The organism is Pseudomonas sp. R-28-1W-6, assembly GCF_009799925.1.
In the GTDB taxonomy this organism is placed as follows: Bacteria; Pseudomonadota; Gammaproteobacteria; order Pseudomonadales; family Pseudomonadaceae; genus Aquipseudomonas.
The window spans coordinates 85,697-103,824 of sequence record NZ_WELK01000001.1 but is presented as its reverse complement, the minus strand read 5'-3'; the positions used below and the strand labels follow the sequence as shown (position 1 = coordinate 103,824).

Below are 18,128 nucleotides of genomic sequence, written 5' to 3'. Positions count from 1 at the left end.
CTCAGACCTCCTGCTTCTTCAGGAAGGCCACGCACAGCCCCAGCAGCACGGGAATGGTGATCAGCAGCGGCAGGAAATAGGCGGACAGGTCGGCGAAGCCGAGCGCCTTGGAGAACACCCCGCGCGAGATCACCAGAAAATGCGAGGTCGGATAGAGCTGGCCGATGAAGGCGCCGATGCCTTCCAGCGAGGACACCGGGTAGATCAGCCCGGAGAACTGGATGGCCGGCAGCAGGGTGGCGATGGCGGTGCCGAACACCGCGGCGATCTGGCTCTTGGTGAAGGTCGACATGAGCAGGCCGAGGGCCGTGGAACAGCCCAGGTAGAGCAGGCCGCCGAGCAGCAGGGTCAGCGGGCTGCCCTTGAGCGGCACGTCGAACACGCTGATCGCCAGGAGTACCAGCAGGGTGAAGCTGAGCATGCCCAGGCCGATGTAGGGCAGCTGCTTGCCGAGGAGGAATTCCAGGCGGGTCACCGGGGTGACGTAGAGGTTGATGATCGAGCCCAGCTCCTTCTCGCGTACCACGCCGAGGGCGGTGAGCATGGCCGGGATCAGCATCAGCAGCAGCGGGATCATGGCCGGCACCATGGCCTGGCGACTTTCCACGTCCGGGTTGTAGCGGTAGCGCACCTCCAGCTCGGCCAGGCTGGCGGCCTGTGTTTGCGCGGAGCGCCGTGCCAGGGCCTGCAGGTAGTCCTGGTGCAGGCCCTGCACGTAGCCCTTTATGGTTTCCGCGCGGGTCGGCATGGCGCCGTCGATCCACATGCCGATCTGCGGGCTGTCGCCGCGCTTGAGGTCGCGGCCGAAGTGCGGCGGGATCTCCACCGCCAGGCTGATCTCGCCGCTGCGCATGCGGCGTTCCAGTTCGGCGTAGTCGTGCAGTGGCGGCTGTTCGAGGAAGTAGCGCGAGCCGGCCAGGTTCAGGTGGTACTCCTGGCTGGTGGTGGTCTGGTCGCGGTCGAGCACGGCGAAGGTCAGGTCTTCCACGTCCAGGCTGATGCCGTAGCCGATGATGAACAGCAGCAGCACGGTGCCGAGCAGCGCCATGCCGCCGCGGATCGGGTCGCGGCGCAGCTCCAGGGTCTCGCGGTGGGCATAGCTGAACAGCCGGCGCAGGCTGAAGCGCTGGCGCTGCGCCGGGCGCGGCGGCAGGGCCGGGGCCGGCGGCGTCGGCTCGGCCGGGCCGGGCTGGCCCTGGCCGACGGCATCCTCGAGGTAGGCGATGAAGGTCGCTTCCAGGGTCGGCAGGCCGCGCTTGGCCATCAGCCCCTGCGGCGTGTCGCTGTCGAGCACCTTGCCGGCGTGCATCAGCGAGATGCGGTCGCAGCGCTGCGCCTCGTTCATGAAGTGGGTGGAGATGAAGATGGTCACCCCGTCCTGGCGCGACAGGTCGAGCATCAGCTGCCAGAAGCCGTCGCGGGCCACCGGGTCGACGCCCGAGGTGGGTTCGTCGAGGATCAGGATCTCCGGCTTGTGGATCACCGCCACGGCCAGCGACAGGCGCTGGCGAATGCCCAGCGGCAGGCGCTCGGGGAGCAGATCCATGACAGCATCCAGCGCGAAGCGGCTGGCCATCTCGGCCACCCGCGCTGCGATCTGCGCGGCCGGCACGTGGAACAGCTGGGCGTGCAGCACCAGGTTCTGCCGCACCGTCAGCTCGCCGTACAGGGAGAACGACTGCGACATGTAGCCGACCCGCTTGCGCGTGGCCATGTCCTTGGCCTGGATCGGCTGGCCGAACAGCAGCGCCTCGCCCTCGCTGGCCGGCAGCAGGCCGGTGAGCATCTTCATGGTGGTGCTCTTGCCGCAGCCGTTGGAGCCGAGGAAGCCGAAGATCTCGCCGCGCTCGATGCGAAAGTCCACCCGGTCGACCGCGACGAAATCGCCGAAGCGCATGCTCAGGCCGCGCGCCTCGATGGCGATGTCCTGCTGGCCCGGCGCCCGCGGCGGGATGACCAGGGCGCGATGGTCCTTGCGCCGGTCTGCCGGCAGCAGGGCGATGAAGGCCTGCTCCAGGCTGGCGCAGGCGGTGCGTTCGCGCAGTTGCTGGGGGCTGCCGGTGGCGAGGATGCGCCCGCCATCCATGGCCACCAGATGGTCGAAGCGCTCGGCCTCCTCCATGTAGGCGGTGGCCACCAGCACGCTCATCTGCGGGCGCTGGGCGCGGATGCGGCCGATCAGCTCCCAGAACTGGTTGCGCGACAGCGGGTCGACCCCGGTGGTCGGCTCGTCGAGGATCAGCAGGTCGGGGTCGTGGATCAGCGCGCAGCACAGCCCCAGCTTCTGCTTCATGCCGCCGGACAGCTTGCCTGCCGGACGCTCGCGGAAGGGCGTCAGGCCGGTGCTGCGCAGCAGTTCGTCGATGCGCCGCTCGCGCTCGGCCGGGCCCTGGCCGAACAGGCGGCCGAAGAAATCGAGGTTCTCGAATACCGACAGGGTCGGGTAGAGGTTCTTGCCCAGGCCCTGGGGCATGTAGGCGATATGCGGGCAGGTGCGCCGGCGATGGCCGCGGCTGGCCATGTCGCCGCCGAGCACCTCGATCTGCCCGCTCTGCATCTGGCGCGCGCCGGCCAGCAGCGCCAGCAGGCTGGACTTGCCGACGCCGTCCGGGCCGATCAGGCCGACCATGCACTGCGCCGGGATCTCCAGGCTCAGCGTATCCAGCGCGCAGGTCTTGCCGTAGCGCAGGCTGACCTCGGTCAGCCGGGCCACCGGCGCCGGGGCGGCGCTCATTGCGGAACCTTGACCGCCAGCTGTTCAGGCCACTCGACGGCCGGGTCCAGGCGCAGGTAGGCCATGCCAGGCACGCCGGTCTTGACGTGGGCCAGGTGGCGCTGCAGCAGCGCGGGATCGATGCGCGCCTTGATGCGGAACATCAGCTTCTCGCGCTCGTTGGCGGTTTCCACGGTCTTCGGGGTGAACTGGGCGACGCTGGCCACATAGCTGACCCTGGCCGGAATCACGTACTGCGGCACCGCGTCGATCACCAGGCGCGCCTCGCTGCCGAGGGCGACCAGGCCGGCCTGGCGCTCGGGCAGGAAGAAGGTCATGTAGACGTCGCCGAGGTCGACCAGGTTGAGCACCTTGCCGCCGGCGCCGAGCACCTCGCCGGGCTGGGCCACCCGGTACTGCACGCGGCCGGCGCGCGGCGCCTTGAGCAGGCTGTCGTCGATGTCCACCTGCAGGCGGGCGACGCTGGCCCTGGCTGCTTCCACCGCCGATTGCGCCTCGATCACCTGGGACTGCGCGGCGACGATGCCGGCGGCCGCCGAGTTGACCTGCGAACGCGCCGCGGCCAGGGCCGCCTCGGCGCTTTGCAGGCGCGCCAGGTCGTCGTCCAGTTGCTGCTGGGCCATGGCGTCGCGCTTGACCAGCACGGCGGTGCGCGCGTGGCGCTTCTGCGCGGCGGCGAGTTCGGCCTGGCGCTGGCGCACCACGGCCTCGGCGGTGACCTTCTCGCTCTGGCGCAGGCTGACCTGGGCGCTGGCGGTCAGTTGGCTGTTCTCGGCCTGGCGCATCTGCGCCTGGGCCTGGGCCAGCTGGGCTTCGAGCACCTGGGTGTCCATGCGCGCGACGACCTGCTGGGCCTGGACGAAGTCGCCCTCGTCGACCGCGATGCTGGCGATGCGCCCGCCGAGCTTGGCGGCCACGTCCACCTCGGTGGCCTCGATGCGCCCGTTGCCGCTGGCGAAGCCTTCGCCCAGGCCGGCGGGGCGCAGTTCATACCAGAGCAGGCCGGCGCCGGCGACAAGGGCGGCGGCCAGGGCGAGGCGAGCGGTCCAGGTTTTGCGCGTGGCCATGGGCATCCTTTCTCTGTGGCAGGGGTGGCGGGGCGTTGCGGCGGCCATTGTACTGCGCGGTGCGGCGCAGCGGTTGATGCAGGTCAAGCGGGGTCCGGCACCCGTTCTAGAGGTTCTGCGTCTGCGCGATCGGCACGCCGTTATTGTTCCAGATGCAGGTGCGATTGCGCCCGCCGTGCTTGGCCCGGTACAGCGCCTGGTCGCTGTGGGCGACCAGGCTGGCGGGGTGTTCGTCGCTGAGCGGCTCGGCCTCGGCCAGGCCGATGCTCAGGGTCAGGCGGCCCTGCGGGCTGGCGGGGTGGGCAATGGCCAGGTTGGCGATCAGTTCGTGGATCCGCGCCGCCACATGCTCGCCGCCCTGCTGGCCGGTGTGGGTGAGGATGATGGCGAACTCCTCGCCGCCATAGCGGCAGGCCGCATCGCCTTCGCGCTGCAGGCATTCCTGCAGGACCACGCCGACCTTGCGCAGGATATCGTCGCCGGCCAGGTGGCCGAGGGCATCGTTGTAGGCCTTGAAGTAGTCGATATCCAGCATCAGCAGGGTCAGCGGCGCGCCGATACGGCGCAGGCGCCGCCACTCGGCGTGCAGCTGCTGGTCGAAGAAGCGCCGGTTGTACAGGCCGGTGAGGCCGTCCAGTTGCGACAGGCGCTGCAGGCGCGCCTCCAGGGCGAGGCGCTCGCTGTTGTCGCGGGACACGGCGATCAGGTACTCGCGCTCGTGCAGCTGCACCAGCTGGGTGTTGATCTCGGCGGCCTGGCTGCTGCCGTCGCGGCGGCGCATCTCGCGCTGGAAGATGCGCGTCTGCTCGTCCTGCTGGGCGCTGCGCACCTGCTCCAGCCAGGCATGGAAGCCGGGCAGCAGCTGCTCCGGGTCGTCCCGCAGGAGCTGGGCGAACTGTTCGGCGCGATAGCCCAGGCTGGCATGGGTGGCGTGGTTCATGTGCAGCAGCTCGCGGCTCTGGGTGTCGAAGATGAACAGGCTGTCGTGGCTGGAGTCGGTCAGGTCGAGCACCAGCTGCAGGCGCTCGCGGCTGTCGCGCAGGCGTTGCTCGACCGCCTCGCGGCGCGTCGCCTCGATATTCAGCAGGCGGTTGCTGACCTGTAGGGCCTGGGCGCGCCGGGCGTTCTCCAGGGCCAGGGCCAGGGCGGCGACCAGCAGCAGGCTGATGGCCAGGCTGGCGCCCAGGACGATCTGCGGCAAGGCCGGGCTGAGGCTGTGCAGTAGGCTGTCGCTGGGCTTGAGCTGCAGGCTGAAATTGCGGTTGTTGAGCAGGCGCAGCGGCACCAGCAGGGTCAGTGAGGTCTGGCTGTGCGGCTGGTCGTGGCGGTACAGCGGGGTGCGGTTCTCCAGCAGCTCGACGCTGAACTCGTGGCTGTCGAGGCTGTAGAGCAGCTCGTCCATCAGCGGCTCGACGCGAAACACCCCCTGCAGGAAGCCGTCGAAGGTCCGCGTGCCGGCGGCGTCGCGGATGAACAGCGGGGTGTAGAGGACGAAGCCGCGGCCGCCCTGGACCAGTTCGAAACTGTTGGAGAAACGCTGTTCGCCGCTGTTCCTGGCCTGCATGGCGATCGGGTAGTTGGGGTGGCTGGCCAGCAGGCGGAAGTCGCGGGCGGCCTCGTTGCCCTTGAGCGGCAGCAGCCAGCGCATCTGCAGGTCGGCACCGATCCACTGGATCGACTGGTAGGCGGGGAAGCCCTGCAGGGCCAGGTTGACCTCGTCTTCCCACTGCTCGCGGGGCAGGCGGCCGAGCTTGTTCCAGCGCTGGGCGATGCGGTCGAGGCTCTGCACCTCGTTGCGCAGGTTGCTTTCCAGCTGGCGGGCGAGGGTGCGCGCCTGGTAGTCGAGGCGTTCCGCCAGGCGTGCCTGCTGATCGCTCTCCAGTTGGCGCCAGAGCAGCAGGCTGGCGCCGCAGAGCACCAGGAAGAGGAAGGCCAGCGCCAGCCGTGCCGGCCAGACGGAACGTGTGCGCATGGGCGGCTCCGGAGGCTACCCCTCTCAGATAGCACAGCGGCGCAGCAGACTCAACGCATGGCGAGGACCGCGGCCCACTCGGCGGCACTCACCGGCATCACCGAGAGCCGGCTGCCGCGTTGCACCAGAGCCAGCCCGGCCAGCTCCGCCGCGGCCTTCAGGCGGGCCAGCGGCAGCACGCGGGGGAAGGCCTCGACGAACTCCACGTCGATGGCGCTCCACGGGTTTTTCTCGTGGCTGGCCTTGGTGTCGAAGTAATGGCTGTTCGGGTCCAGAGCCGTCGGGTCGGGGTAGGTGGCGCCGACGATCCGGGCAATCCCGGCGATGCCCGGTTCGGGGCAGCTGGAGTGGTAGAAGAAGAACAGCTCGCCCTCCTGCATGCTGCGCAGGAAGTTGCGTGCCTGGTAATTGCGCACGCCGTCCCAGCGCGCGCGGCCGAGGCGCTGCAGGTCGTGGATCGACAGCTCTTCGGGTTCGGATTTCATCAGCCAGTTAGGCATGAACTTTGCTCCTGTTTGCCGGTCTTCGTTGGCGGAGTGACCATCGTTTCCGCTCGCGACAGCCGTTTGGCGTCAGTCGGATGCGGGTTCCTAATGCTCCACAGAGAGCAGGGTGCTCGGACGTGACGCCGTTGCATGACCAATAACAACACCACCACCGGTCAGTCGATGCAGGGTGCCTGGTAAAGGGGGAGGCAACCAATGAAGCGTAAAAAGCCGGATCTATTGTGGGTACTGGTGATCCTGTTCAGTCTGGGCATGGTTACCACGGGTTACACCCAGAATCTCTGGGAGCGTCAGGGCGATCAGGCGGCCAGCCAGTCGCCGCAGTAAACGCAGGCAAACGAGCGTCGCAGGGATCGCGACGCCATCGTTCCCACCTCCGCTTCAGCCGTACCAGCCGGCATCCGTCACCACCGCCTTCAGCGGCACATCCCAACTGGCCAGCTCCAGCCTGCTGACTTTCTGACATTCGTGGGCCAGCCCCAATAGCGTCGGCTTGTGCCAATTTTTGCGCAGATGGCGATAGGCCAGTGCGCGGTCGTAGAAACCGCCGCCCATGCCCAGGCGCCCGCCATTCTCGTCGAAGCCGACCAGCGGCAGCAGCACCAGGTCGAGGGCCCAGGCCGGTCGCTGGCGGGCCCGGTTGCTCCGGGGTTCGTCGATGCGGAAGCGATTGGCTGCCAGCCGATCGTGCGGGTGCAGGCGCTGGAAGTTCATTCTGGTGCGTGGCCAGGCGCTGAGCACCGGCAGGTAGATGGCCTTGCCGCGGCGCTGGGCGGCCTGCAGCAGCGGACGCGGGTCGATCTCGCCGTCGTTGGCCAGGTACAGGGCGATATGCCGGGCACGGCGGAACAGCGGGTGCTGGGCCAGCTGGCGGAACAGGGCGAGGGCGGCGCGTTGCTGTTGCAGTGCGGAGAGGTCGCGGCGCGCCTGGCGGAGTTGGCGGCGCAGGGCCGGGCGGGAAAGCGTGCCGGCGTCGAGCATGGAAAAGGGACTCCCCGGTTATGCCGCTGTCGGGTTAGCCCTTGAACCCGAAAGTTCAAGGTGGAGATTGCAGGAGGCGTTAAGGCTTTCCGTCAGGCGGACATGCACACCGGCCCCACTTGCAACCCCCGTGGTTGTGCGTATCGGCTCAGGGACATCACCGACTGGCAAACACACCAGGGAGCTGGCGCGAGTATACCCTAATCGGCGGCTCTGCAATCAGAGTCCCAGGCCATCCGGATCGGCGGCCAGGGCACCGTCGACGCGCTCGAGCAGATCGCGCACGCGTTCGCGGGTGTGGCTGGCTTCCTGATCCAGGCGCTGCTGCTTGTGCAGCAGGTCGTGGGTGATGTTCAGCGCGGCCATCACGGCGATGCGGTCGGCGCCGATGACTTTGCCGCCGGAGCGGATCTCGCGCATCTTGCCGTCCAGGTAGCGCGCGGCGCTTTCCAGGTTGGCGCGCTCATCCGGCGGGCAGGCGATGCAGTATTCCTTGTCGAGGATGTGCACGGTGACGGTGTTCGACTGACTCATGTGTCCTGCTCCAGGGCTCTCAGGCGCGAAATCATCGATTCGACCTTGTGCCGGGCCATTTCGTTCTTCTCGATCAGATGGGCGCGTTCCTCGCGCCAGGCCTTCTCACTGGCCAGGAGGGCACGGTTCTGCACCTTGAGCTGCTCCACGCGCTGGATCAACAGCTCCAGCTTGCGCGTCAGGGCTTGCAGTTCGGCGTCTTCCATGGGCTCCCTACCTGGGTGATGAGTGGCGAAACTATAAAGGATTGTCGGGCCTGCGAGGCGACCGGGTCGCGATTATCGAACGCTCGCCGCACGCGGCCGGCGCCGGGCTTCGATGGTCTTGCCGCGCCTGCCGGTGCTAGGATACGAAGCCTCCATTCTAGACATTGCGCTGCCTAGCGCCTAGCTGCCCATGACCTCTTCGAATTCGCCGTACTCCGCTTTCGCCGCCCTGCTCGCCAGCAGCGGCAAACCCGTTTCCCCCGCCGAGCTGCACGGCCTGCTGCTCGGACGTAGCTGCGCCGGCGCCGGCTTCGAGGTCGAGCCCTGGCTGGCCGATGCCGTCGAGCTGCTCGGCGCCGAGCCGGCCGACAACGTGCGCCAGGCGCTGATCGGCCTGCAGGAGATGGTCAAGGGTGAGCTGACCGGCAGCGACATCACCGTGGTCCTGCTGCTGCCCGGCGACGATGCGCCGCTGGTCGAGCGGGCCCAGGCCCTGGGCCAGTGGTGCCAGGGCTTCCTCGACGGCTTCGGCATGGTCCTCGGCAACACCGCGCTGAGCGGCGAGGCCATGGAAGTGTTGCAGGACCTGTCCGCCATCTCCCAGGTGCAGAGCGCCCTGGAAGAATCCGAGGACGGCGAGAACGATTACATGGAAGTGACGGAGTACCTGCGCGTCGCCCCGTTGCTGCTGTTCACCGAATGCGCCAAGCCGGCGCCGGTGGCCGCGGCCAAACCTTCCCTGCATTAAGGTCGGATATCGCCATGGTCAGCATCCCCAAGTCGGAATACGCCCGGCGGCGCAAGGCGCTGATGGCGCAGATGGAACCCAACAGCATCGCCATCCTGCCGGCGGCGCCGGTGTACATCCGCAACCGCGATGTCGAGCATGTCTACCGCCAGGACAGCGACTTCCAGTACCTCAGCGGCTTCCCCGAGCCGGAAGCGGTGCTGGTGCTGATCCCCGGGCGGGCCCATGGCGAATACGTGATGTTCTGCCGCGAGCGCGATCCGCTGCGTGAGTTGTGGGACGGCCTGCGTGCCGGCCAGGACGGCGCGATCAGCAACTACGGCGCCGACGATGCCTTCCCCATCGGCGACATCGACGACATCCTGCCCGGCCTGATCGAAGGTCGCGAGCGCGTCTACTACGGCATCGGCCGCAACCAGGAGTTCGACCACCGGCTGATGGAGTGGGTCAATGTGATTCGCTCCAAGGCCCGCCAGGGCGCCACCCCGCCCAACGAATTCGTCGCCCTCGACCATGTGCTGCACGACATGCGCCTGTACAAGTCGGCCAATGAAGTGAAGGTGATGAAGGAAGCCGCCGAGATCAGCGCGCGCGCCCATATCCGCGCCATGCAGGCCAGCCGTGCCGGCCTCGCCGAATACCACCTGGAAGCCGAGCTGGACTACGAGTTCCGCAAGGGCGGGGCGAAGATGCCGGCCTACGGCTCGATCGTCGCCGCCGGCAGGAACGCCTGCATCCTGCATTACCGCGAGAACGATGCGCCGCTGAAAGACGGCGACCTGGTGCTGATCGACGCCGGCTGCGAGATCGACTGCTATGCCAGCGACATCACCCGTACCTTCCCGGTCAGCGGCAAATTCTCGGCCGAGCAGAAGGCCATCTACGAGCTGGTGCTGAAAGCCAACGAGGAGGCGTTCCAGCACATCGCCCCGGGCAAGCACTGGAACGAGGCCCACGAGGCCACCGTGCGGGTGATCACCGCCGGCCTGGTCGAGCTGGGCCTGCTCGAAGGCGAGGTCGACGAGCTGATCGCCAGCGAAGCCTACAAACCCTTCTACATGCACCGCGCCGGCCACTGGCTGGGCATGGACGTGCACGATGTCGGCGAATACAAGGTCGGCGGCGAGTGGCGCGTGCTCGAACCGGGCATGGCGATGACCGTCGAGCCCGGCATCTACATCGCCGTGGACAACCCGAACGTGGCCAAGAAGTGGCGCGGCATCGGCGTGCGCATCGAGGACGACGTGGTGGTGACCAAGTACGGTTGCGAGATCCTCACCAGCGGCGTGCCGAAGTCGGTCGCCGAGATCGAGGCGCTGATGGCCGCCGCACGCAGTCAGGTGGCCTGAACCCATGAGTCGTGTGCGGTTGGCGATTAGCGGCGGTGCTATTGATCGGCTCGGTACCGGCCTGATGCTGGCGTTGCCGGCGGGAGCGGCCTGATGGCGCGGGTACAGTTGGCCATTAGCGGTGGCGGTATTGTCCGGCTCGGTGCCAGCCTGACGCCGGCGCTGCTAGCAGAGGTGGTCTGATGGCGCGGGTACAGCTGGCGATTATCGGCGGCGGCCTGGTCGGCGCCAGCCTGGCCCTGGCCCTGCAGGCCGGCGCCAAGGCGCGCGGCTGGCAGATCGTGCTGGTCGAGCCGTTCGCCCCCGGCGACAGCTACCAGCCCAGCTACGATGCGCGCTCCACCGCGCTGTCCTACGGCACCCGGCAGATCTACGAGCGCCTCGGCCTGTGGTCGGCGATCAGCCCGCGCGCCGAGGCGATCAGCCAGATCCATGTCTCCGACCGCGGCCGCTTTGGTGCCGCGCGCCTGAGTGCCGCCGACGAAGGCGTGGCGGCCCTCGGCTATGTGGTGGAGAACGCCTGGCTCGGCCACTGCCTGTGGCAGGCCCTCGACCCGGAAGTGGTGAGCTGGCGCTGCCCGGCCGAAGTCACCCGCCTGCAGGCGCTGGACGACGGCTACCGGCTGACCCTCAACGACGAGGCTATCCTCGACTGCGACCTGGCCGTGCTGGCCGATGGCGGCCGTTCCGGGTTGCGCGAGCAACTGGGCATCGCGGTCCGGCACACGCCCTACGGGCAGAGCGCGCTGATCGCCAACGTCAGCCCGGGCGAGGCGCATCAGGGCCAGGCCTTCGAGCGCTTCACCGACGACGGGCCGATGGCCATGCTGCCGCTGGCGGATAACCGCTGCGCGCTGGTCTGGACTCGTCCCGGCCATGATGCCGCGCGCCTGCAGGCGCTGGATGAGCGTACCTTCCTCGCCGAACTGCAGCAGGCCTTCGGCTATCGCCTCGGCGCCCTGCGCCAGGTCGGCGCCCGGCATGTCTACCCGCTGGCGCTGGTCGAGGCCCAGGAGCAGGTGCGCCCGCACCTGGTGGTGCTCGGCAATGCCGCGCACAGCCTGCACCCGGTGGCGGGGCAGGGCTACAATCTGTCGCTGCGCGACACCCTGGCCCTGGCCGACTGCCTGCTGGCCAGCGCGGCGCCGCTCGGCGACTTCGCCACCCTGCAGCGCTACCGCAGCCGCCAGCAGCAGGACCAGGCGCTGACCGTCGGCTTCTCCGACCAGGTCACCCGCCTGTTCGGCCGCAACGAACCGCTGCTGGTGGCCGGGCGCACCCTCGGCCTGCTCGGCCTCGACCTGCTGCCGCCGGCCAAGCACTGGTTCGCCCGCCAGGCCATGGGCCTGGGTACCCGCACCCTCTAGGATCGTCATGAGTAACCGCCGACTGGCCCGCAAGGCGCGTTTGCTGCGCTGGGCAATGAACCTCTACCCGCCCTACCTGGGCGCCGGCATCCGCGTGCTGAAGATGGCCCCGGATCTGCGCGCGATCCGCATCCGCATGGGCCTGGGCTGGTACAACCGCAACTATGTCGGCACCCAGTTCGGCGGCTCGCTGTACTCCATGACCGACCCGTTCTTCATGCTGATGATCATGGAGAACCTCGGCCGCGATTACATCGTCTGGGACAAGGCCGCGCACATCGACTTCGTCGCACCCGGCAAGGGCCCGGTGTATGCCGACTTCCATATCGACGAGAGCCTGCTCAGCGATATCCGCAGCCATACCGCGCAGGGTGACAAGTACCTGCCCGAGCTCAAGGTGGAGGTCCGCGACGGTGCCGGCAACCTGGTGGCCACCGTGCACAAGACCCTCTATGTGCGCCTCAAGCCCCGTGCGCGGCAGGCGGCGTGAGCCCGCGCCGGCGGCGCTAAAAATGCCTTCGGCATGCCCGTTGAGTGCCTGTAGACTGCGCGTTCTCAGCCATTTCGAGCTTGTCCGGCCATCGCTCGCCGACTGCGGCAACAGCTTCTAGAAGGAAGGAAGATGCAAGCGGATCTGATCATCGTGGGCGCCGGCATGGTCGGCAGCACCCTGGCCCTGGCCCTGGAGCACAGCGGCCTGGATATCCTGATCGTCGACGGCAGCCCGCTGAGCATCAAACCCTTCGCCGCCGACGCCGCCTTCGAGCCGCGGGTCAGTGCCCTGTCCGCCGCCAGCCAGCGCATCCTCGAACGCCTCGGCGTGTGGCCGGGGATCGCCGCGCGGCGCGTCTCGCCCTACGGCGAGATGCAGGTGTGGGACGGCTCCGGCACCGGCAGCGTGCATTTTTCCGCGGCCAGCGTGCATGCCGAGACCCTCGGCCACATCGTCGAGAACCGGGTGATCCAGGACGCCCTGCTCGAACGCCTGCACGACAGCAATCTGGGCTTGCTCGGCAACGCCCGCGTCGAACAGCTGCGCCGCTCCGGCGACGGCTGGCTGCTCAAGCTGGCCGATGGCCGCGAGCTGCGTTCGGCGCTGCTGGTGGCCGCCGACGGCGCCAACTCGGCGGTGCGCCGCCTGGCCGGTTGCGCCACCCGCGAGTGGGACTACCTGCACCACGCCATCGTCACCAGCGTGCGCTGCGCCCGCCCGCACCAGGCCACCGCCTGGCAGCGCTTCACCGACGACGGCCCGCTGGCCTTCCTGCCGCTGCGCCGTGGCGCCGACCAGCACTGGTGTTCGATCGTCTGGTCGACCGTGCCGGCCGAAGCCGAACGGCTGATGGCGCTGGACGATGCGGCCTTCCGCCACGAACTGGGCAAGGCCTTCGAGTGGCGCCTGGGCGAAATCACCCAGGTCGATCCGCGCCTGTGCATCCCGCTGCGCCAGCGGCATGCCAAGCGCTACGTGGAAAGCGGCCTGGCGCTGGTCGGCGACGCCGCCCACAGCATCCACCCGCTGGCCGGGCAGGGGGTCAACCTGGGCTTCCTCGATGTCGCGGTGCTCGCCGACGTGCTGCTGCATGCCCTTGAGCGCGGCGAGCAGCCCAACGACGTGCGCGTGCTCAGCCGCTACGAGCGCCGGCGCATGCCGCACAACCTGGCGATGATGGCGGCGATGGAGGGCTTCGAGCGCTTGTTCCAGGCCGACCCGCTGCCGCTGCGCTGGCTGCGCAACAGCGGCCTGAACTGGGTCGACGAGCTGCCGGATGCCAAGGCCCTGTTCGTCCGCCAGGCCCTCGGCCTGTCCGGCGACCTGCCGCCGCTGGCGCGCAGCTGAGCCGTCCGCCAGGCCCGCGGTAATATCCGTTAACAGCCAACCTGCGGCTCTAGTTGAGAAGCTAAATAGTATTCACTACTATTCGACTCCTATTTCTCGACATGAGGCAGCACCCATGCAGGCTCGTACCAGTCTACTCGCTTCCCTGGTTCTTTCCACGCTGGCAGCCGGCGCCCAGGCCGCCGATGAGGTGGTGGTCTACTCCGCGCGCATCGACGAGCTGATCAAGCCGGTGTTCGACGCCTACACCGCCAAGACCGGCGTGCCGGTGAAGTTCATCACCGACAAGGAAGCGCCGCTGCTGGCCCGCCTCAAGGCCGAAGGGGCGAACACCCCGGCCGACCTGCTGATCACCGTGGACGCCGGCAACCTCTGGCAGGCCGAGCAGGAGGGCGTGCTCAAGCCGCTCAAGTCGGCCGTGATCGAGGCCAACATCCCGTCCCAGTACCGCTCCAGCACCGGCGCCTGGACCGGCCTGTCGCTGCGCGCGCGGACCATCTTCTACTCCACCGAGCGGGTCAAGCCGGAAGAACTGTCGACCTACGAAGCCCTGGCCGACAGCAACTGGGAAGGCCGCCTGTGCCTGCGCACCAGCAAGAAGGTCTACAATCAGTCGCTGACCGCTACCCTGATCGAGACCCATGGCGCGGCCAAGGCCGAAGCGATCGTCAAGGGCTGGATCAACAACCTGGCCACCGACGTATTCGCCGACGACACCGCTCTGCTGCAGGCCATCGACGCCGGCCAGTGCGACGTGGGCATGGCCAACACCTACTACTACGGCCGCCTGCACAAGCAGCAGCCGTCGCTGAAAGTGAAGCCGTTCTGGCCGAACCAGGCCGACCGTGGCGTGCACGTCAACCTGTCCGGTGCCGGCGTGACCCTGCACGCGCCGCATGCCGCCGAGGCGCAAAAGCTGCTGGAGTGGATGACCAGCGCCGAAGCGCAGAGCCTGTTCGCCGACGTCAACCAGGAGTACCCGGCCAACCCGACGGTCAAGCCGTCCGCCGAAGTGGCTGCCTGGGGCAGCTTCAAGGCCGACAGCGTGCCGATGGAAGTGGCCGGCAAGCGCCAGGCCGAAGCGACCAAGCTGATGGACCGCGCCGGCTGGAACTGATCGCGATTGGCTGCGCGTCGGCCATACTGCGTTGGAAACGGCCTCGGGCTGCTCATTTACTGACTGTAAACTCCGCGCCCTCGGCCCTTTCCGCCTTGTCTGGCTCTAGCTCGCTCAATCGCGCGCTGACCCCGTTATACTCGACGCCCCGGCCAGTCCGGGGCGTTCTGTTTTTCTCGTCGAGGAACTCGCGTGGCCCATCCCGCCCAGCGCCGCTGGTATCCCATCGCCTTCGCCATCGCCAGCCTGGTGCTGCTGCCGCTGTCGGTCCTGCTGCTGTCCTGGCATGAGGTGGATGGCGAGATCTGGGCGCACCTGTGGGCCACCCAGCTGCCGCGCCTGCTCGGCAACACCCTGCTGCTGGTGGTCGGCGTCGGCTTTGGCGTGGTCCTGCTGGGCGTCAGCCTGGCCTGGCTGACCAGCCTCTGCGAGTTCCCCGGGCGGCGCTGGCTGGACTGGGCGCTGATGCTGCCGTTCGCCATTCCCGCCTATGTCCTGGCCTTCGTCTTCGTCGGCCTGCTGGATTTCGCCGGGCCGTTGCAGAGCCTGGCCCGCGACTGGTTCGGCAGCGGCCTGCGCTTGCCGCGGGTGCGCTCCAGCGGCGGGGTGATCATCGTCCTGGTGCTGGTGTTCTACCCCTACGTCTACCTGCTCGCCCGCGGCGCTTTCCTGGCCCAGGGCAAGGGCCTGATGGAGGCGGCGCGGGTGCTTGGCCAGTCGCCCTGGCAGGCGTTCTGGCGGGTGGCCCTGCCGATGGCGCGCCCGGCCATCGGCGCCGGCCTGGCCCTGGCGATCATGGAGACCCTGGCCGACTTCGGCGCGGTCTCGGTGTTCAACTTCGACACCTTCACCACCGCCATCTACAAGACCTGGTACAGCTTCTACAGCCTGTCCAGCGCCACCCAGCTGGCCAGCCTGCTGCTGCTGGCGGTGATGCTGGTGCTGTATGGCGAGCGCCGCGCCCGTGGTGCCAGCCGCCCGGCCAGCGAGCGGCCGCGGGGCAAGCCGCTGTACCACCTGCGCGGCTGGAAGGCGGCGCTGGCCAGCGCCTGGTGCGGCCTGGTGTTCGTCTGTGCCTTCGTCGTGCCACTGCTGCAGTTGCTGGTCTGGTTCTGGCAGCGCGGGCGTTTCGACCTCGACGAGCGCTATGTCGGGCTGATCCTGCACACCCTCTACCTGGGCGGGCTGGCGGCCCTGGTCACGGTCGGGGTGGCTCTGCTGCTGGCCTTCGCCCGGCGCCAGGCGCCGACCCGGCTGATGCGCTCGGCGGTGGGCCTGGCCAACCTCGGCTATGCCCTGCCGGGCTCGGTGCTGGCGGTGGCGATCATGCTGGCATTCAGTTACCTGGACAATCAGCTGGTCATCCCCCTGTCCGCCTGGCTGGGTGGCGCCGGCAAGCCGCTGCTGCTGGGTAGCCTGGGCGCGCTGCTGCTGGCCTACCTGGTGCGCTTCATGGCGGTGGCCCATGGCCCGCTGGAGCACAGCCTGGCGCGCATCCGCCCGTCGCTGCCGGAGGCTTCGCGCAGCCTCGGCGTGGGCGGGCCGCGCCTGTTCTTGCGGGTCTATCTGCCGCTGCTGGTGCCCGGCGCGTTGAGCGCCGGCCTGCTGGTGTTCGTCGATGTGCTCAAGGAGATGCCGGCCACCCTGCTGATGCGCCCCTTCGGCTGGGACACCCTGTCGGTGCGGGTGTTCGAGATGACCAGCGAGGGCGAGTGGGCGCGCGCCGCACTGCCGGCACTGAGCCTGGTGCTGGTCGGCCTGCTGCCGGTGATCGGCCTGATCCGCCGCTCGGCGCACCAGCCGGGGCACTAGCCGCGGCCGCTGGGCCTTGCCCGTCTCCGGCTTGTCGGGTGGTGACTGCTCGGTCACTTTGCGAGATGACCAGACGCCTTTGCGGGGCTACAATGCGCGCCTGCTGACGCAGCCCGACCATGAACCCCGCATCCGCTGCAGGCCCCGGCCGGCGCGGGCGGGCGTCTAGCGCAAGGAGTTACCCATGGGACAGCGTACCCCTCTGTACGAACAGCATCTGGCGCTCGGCGCCAAGATGGTCGATTTCGGTGGCTGGGACATGCCGCTGCACTACGGCTCGCAGGTCGAGGAGCACCATCAGGTGCGTCGCGACTGCGGTGTGTTCGACGTTTCCCACATGACCGTGGTCGATGTCACCGGGCCCCAGGCCCAGGCCTGGCTGCAATACCTGCTGGCCAACGACGTGGCGCGCCTGAAGACGCCGGGCAAGGCCCTCTACAGCGGCATGCTCAACGAGCGCGGCGGCGTGGTCGACGACCTGATCGTCTACCTCACCGACTGGGGCTACCGCGTGGTGGTCAACGCCGCCACCCGCGACAAGGACCTGGCCTGGATGCAGGCGCACACCGCCGGCTTCGACGTCACCCTGAACGAGCGTGCCGAGCTGGCCATGCTCGCCGTCCAGGGCCCCAACGCCCGCGCCAAGACCGCCGAGCTGGTCAGCCCCGCGCGCGCCGCGCTGATCAACGAACTCAAGGTGTTCCAGGGCCTGCCGGAAGGCGACTGGTTCATCGCCCGCACCGGCTACACCGGTGAAGACGGCCTGGAAATCATGCTGCCGGCCGAGCAGGCCGCCGCCTTCCTCAGCGAACTGGTCGGCGCCGGCATCGCCCCGATCGGCCTCGGCGCGCGCGACACCCTGCGCCTGGAAGCCGGCATGAACCTGTACGGCCAGGACATGACCGACGACGTCTCGCCGCTGGCCGCCAACATGGCCTGGACCATCGCCTGGGAGCCGGTCGAGCGCAACTTCGTCGGCCGCAGCGCCCTGGAAAGCCAGCGCGCCGCCGGCGACCAGGCCAAGCTGGTCGGCCTGGTGCTGGAGGAGCGCGGCGTGCTGCGCGCCCACCAGGTGGTGCGCATCGAGGGCGTCGGCGAGGGCGAGATCACCAGCGGCAGCTTCTCGCCGACCCTCGGCAAGTCCATCGCCCTGGCCCGCGTGCCGGCAGCCACCGGCGAGCGCGCCGAAGTGGAGATCCGCGGCAAGTGGTACCCGGTGCGCGTGGTCAAAGCGAATTTCGTGCGTAACGGCAAAGCCGTCATCTAACTGCTAACTTTTCCGGGCGGGCTACCCGCCACCTGATCCTGAGGACATCCTGATGAGCACTATCCCCGCCGATCTGCGTTACGCCGCCAGCCACGAGTGGGCCCGCCTCGAAGCGGATGGCACCGTCACCGTGGGCATTTCCGACCACGCTCAGGAAGCCCTGGGCGACGTGGTCTACGTCGAACTGCCGGAAGTCGGCAAGCAGCTGGCCGCCGGTCAGGAAGCCGGGGTGGTGGAGTCGGTGAAAGCCGCTTCCGACATCTATGCGCCAATCGCCGGTGAAGTCATCGCGGTCAACGAAGCCCTCAGCGACAGCCCCGAGCAGGTCAACGGCGAACCCTACGCCGCCTGGTTCTTCAAGCTGAAGCCGAGCAATGCCGCCGACCTCGACAGCCTGCTGGATGCTGCCGGCTATAAAGCCGCCTGCGACGCCGACGCCTGAGAAGCGGCCACGATCTGCTGCGCGTCGGCCAGACGACGTTGGAAGGCTTCGGAAAGCGGCTTGCCGCTAACGCGCTTTAGCGCGGCCCGAAGGGCGAGTGAAACGAGTCGTGCTCATTTACAGCACGTAAATTCCGCTCCCTCGGCCACTTCCGCCTAGTCTGGCTCTAGCTCGCGAGATCCTGGT

Annotated in this window: 17 protein-coding genes and 1 other RNA gene; 10 read left to right on the top strand and 8 right to left on the bottom strand. The window is 68.5% G+C overall.

Annotated features, from left to right (window positions below):
- Position 1 precedes the first annotated feature (1 nt).
- The 4 genes from rbbA to F3I62_RS00435 all read right to left on the bottom strand — a co-directional run bounded on the left by rbbA (position 2) and on the right by F3I62_RS00435 (position 6,273).
- A complete protein-coding gene (rbbA, locus tag F3I62_RS00450) occupies positions 2–2,734 on the bottom strand; it encodes a ribosome-associated ATPase/putative transporter RbbA (RefSeq protein ID WP_160487731.1) in 2,733 nt (910 codons plus the stop codon).
- A complete protein-coding gene (locus F3I62_RS00445; protein ID WP_160487730.1) occupies positions 2,731–3,801 on the bottom strand; it encodes an HlyD family secretion protein in 1,071 nt (356 codons plus the stop codon). Before F3I62_RS00445 ends, rbbA begins: the two co-directional genes overlap by 4 nt.
- 106 nt (positions 3,802–3,907) lie before the next feature.
- Positions 3,908–5,773 carry a diguanylate cyclase domain-containing protein gene (locus F3I62_RS00440; RefSeq protein WP_160487729.1) on the bottom strand — a complete coding sequence of 622 codons (1,866 nt, stop codon included), beginning with the start codon at positions 5,771–5,773 and terminating at the stop codon, positions 3,908–3,910.
- A 50-nt stretch (positions 5,774–5,823) separates the two neighbouring features.
- On the bottom strand, positions 5,824–6,273 hold the full coding sequence (locus tag F3I62_RS00435; protein ID WP_160487728.1) for an EVE domain-containing protein: 450 nt from the start codon (positions 6,271–6,273) through the stop codon (positions 5,824–5,826).
- Between the two features lie 201 nt (positions 6,274–6,474).
- On the opposite strand from F3I62_RS00435, the gene F3I62_RS20260 reads away from it, so the two are divergent.
- The gene (locus F3I62_RS20260) at positions 6,475–6,606 is read left to right on the top strand and encodes a hypothetical protein (protein ID WP_256667576.1); all 132 of its coding nucleotides are present in this window, start codon (positions 6,475–6,477) and stop codon (positions 6,604–6,606) included.
- A gap of 54 nt (positions 6,607–6,660) precedes the next feature.
- Here F3I62_RS20260 and F3I62_RS00430 read toward each other — a convergent pair whose 3' ends face one another.
- The 4 genes from F3I62_RS00430 to F3I62_RS00415 all read right to left on the bottom strand — a co-directional run bounded on the left by F3I62_RS00430 (position 6,661) and on the right by F3I62_RS00415 (position 8,000).
- Entirely contained in the window at positions 6,661–7,260 is a 600-nt protein-coding gene (locus F3I62_RS00430; protein ID WP_160487727.1) for a 5-formyltetrahydrofolate cyclo-ligase, read from the bottom strand.
- Between the two features lie 7 nt (positions 7,261–7,267).
- A non-coding RNA gene (ssrS, locus tag F3I62_RS00425) (6S RNA) lies at positions 7,268–7,446 on the bottom strand.
- A gap of 33 nt (positions 7,447–7,479) precedes the next feature.
- Positions 7,480–7,794 (bottom strand): cell division protein ZapA, encoded by a 315-nt coding sequence (locus tag F3I62_RS00420; RefSeq protein WP_160077990.1) that lies wholly within the window; start codon positions 7,792–7,794, stop codon positions 7,480–7,482.
- Complete coding sequence (locus tag F3I62_RS00415) at positions 7,791–8,000, bottom strand: TIGR02449 family protein (RefSeq protein ID WP_160487726.1); 210 nt, start codon at positions 7,998–8,000, stop codon at positions 7,791–7,793. The genes F3I62_RS00420 and F3I62_RS00415 overlap by 4 nt, the downstream gene beginning before the upstream one ends.
- Before the next feature lie 190 nt (positions 8,001–8,190).
- Here F3I62_RS00415 and F3I62_RS00410 point away from each other — a divergent pair, with 190 nt between their 5' ends.
- The 9 genes from F3I62_RS00410 to gcvH all read left to right on the top strand — a co-directional run bounded on the left by F3I62_RS00410 (position 8,191) and on the right by gcvH (position 17,942).
- On the top strand, positions 8,191–8,748 hold the full coding sequence (locus F3I62_RS00410; protein ID WP_160487725.1) for a YecA family protein: 558 nt from the start codon (positions 8,191–8,193) through the stop codon (positions 8,746–8,748).
- Positions 8,749–8,762: 14 nt separating this feature from the next.
- Positions 8,763–10,097: a Xaa-Pro aminopeptidase gene (pepP, locus tag F3I62_RS00405; RefSeq protein WP_160487724.1), complete on the top strand. Its 1,335-nt coding sequence runs from the start codon at positions 8,763–8,765 to the stop codon at positions 10,095–10,097.
- A 182-nt stretch (positions 10,098–10,279) separates the two neighbouring features.
- On the top strand, positions 10,280–11,464 hold the full coding sequence (ubiH, locus tag F3I62_RS00400) for a 2-octaprenyl-6-methoxyphenyl hydroxylase (RefSeq protein ID WP_160487723.1): 1,185 nt from the start codon (positions 10,280–10,282) through the stop codon (positions 11,462–11,464).
- A 7-nt stretch (positions 11,465–11,471) separates the two neighbouring features.
- The gene (locus tag F3I62_RS00395; RefSeq protein WP_160487722.1) at positions 11,472–11,954 is read left to right on the top strand and encodes a DUF4442 domain-containing protein; all 483 of its coding nucleotides are present in this window, start codon (positions 11,472–11,474) and stop codon (positions 11,952–11,954) included.
- A 132-nt stretch (positions 11,955–12,086) separates the two neighbouring features.
- Entirely contained in the window at positions 12,087–13,304 is a 1,218-nt protein-coding gene (locus F3I62_RS00390) for a 2-octaprenyl-3-methyl-6-methoxy-1,4-benzoquinol hydroxylase (protein WP_160487721.1), read from the top strand.
- Between the two features lie 115 nt (positions 13,305–13,419).
- A complete protein-coding gene (locus F3I62_RS00385; protein WP_160487720.1) occupies positions 13,420–14,421 on the top strand; it encodes an extracellular solute-binding protein in 1,002 nt (333 codons plus the stop codon).
- 192 nt (positions 14,422–14,613) lie between these two features.
- Positions 14,614–16,233, top strand: coding sequence for an iron ABC transporter permease (locus F3I62_RS00380; protein WP_160487719.1), 1,620 nt, complete (start codon positions 14,614–14,616; stop codon positions 16,231–16,233).
- 184 nt (positions 16,234–16,417) lie between these two features.
- The gene (gene gcvT / locus F3I62_RS00375) at positions 16,418–17,500 is read left to right on the top strand and encodes a glycine cleavage system aminomethyltransferase GcvT (RefSeq protein WP_160487718.1); all 1,083 of its coding nucleotides are present in this window, start codon (positions 16,418–16,420) and stop codon (positions 17,498–17,500) included.
- 52 nt (positions 17,501–17,552) lie between these two features.
- On the top strand, positions 17,553–17,942 hold the full coding sequence (gcvH, locus tag F3I62_RS00370; protein WP_160487717.1) for a glycine cleavage system protein GcvH: 390 nt from the start codon (positions 17,553–17,555) through the stop codon (positions 17,940–17,942).
- Positions 17,943–18,128 lie beyond the last annotated feature (186 nt).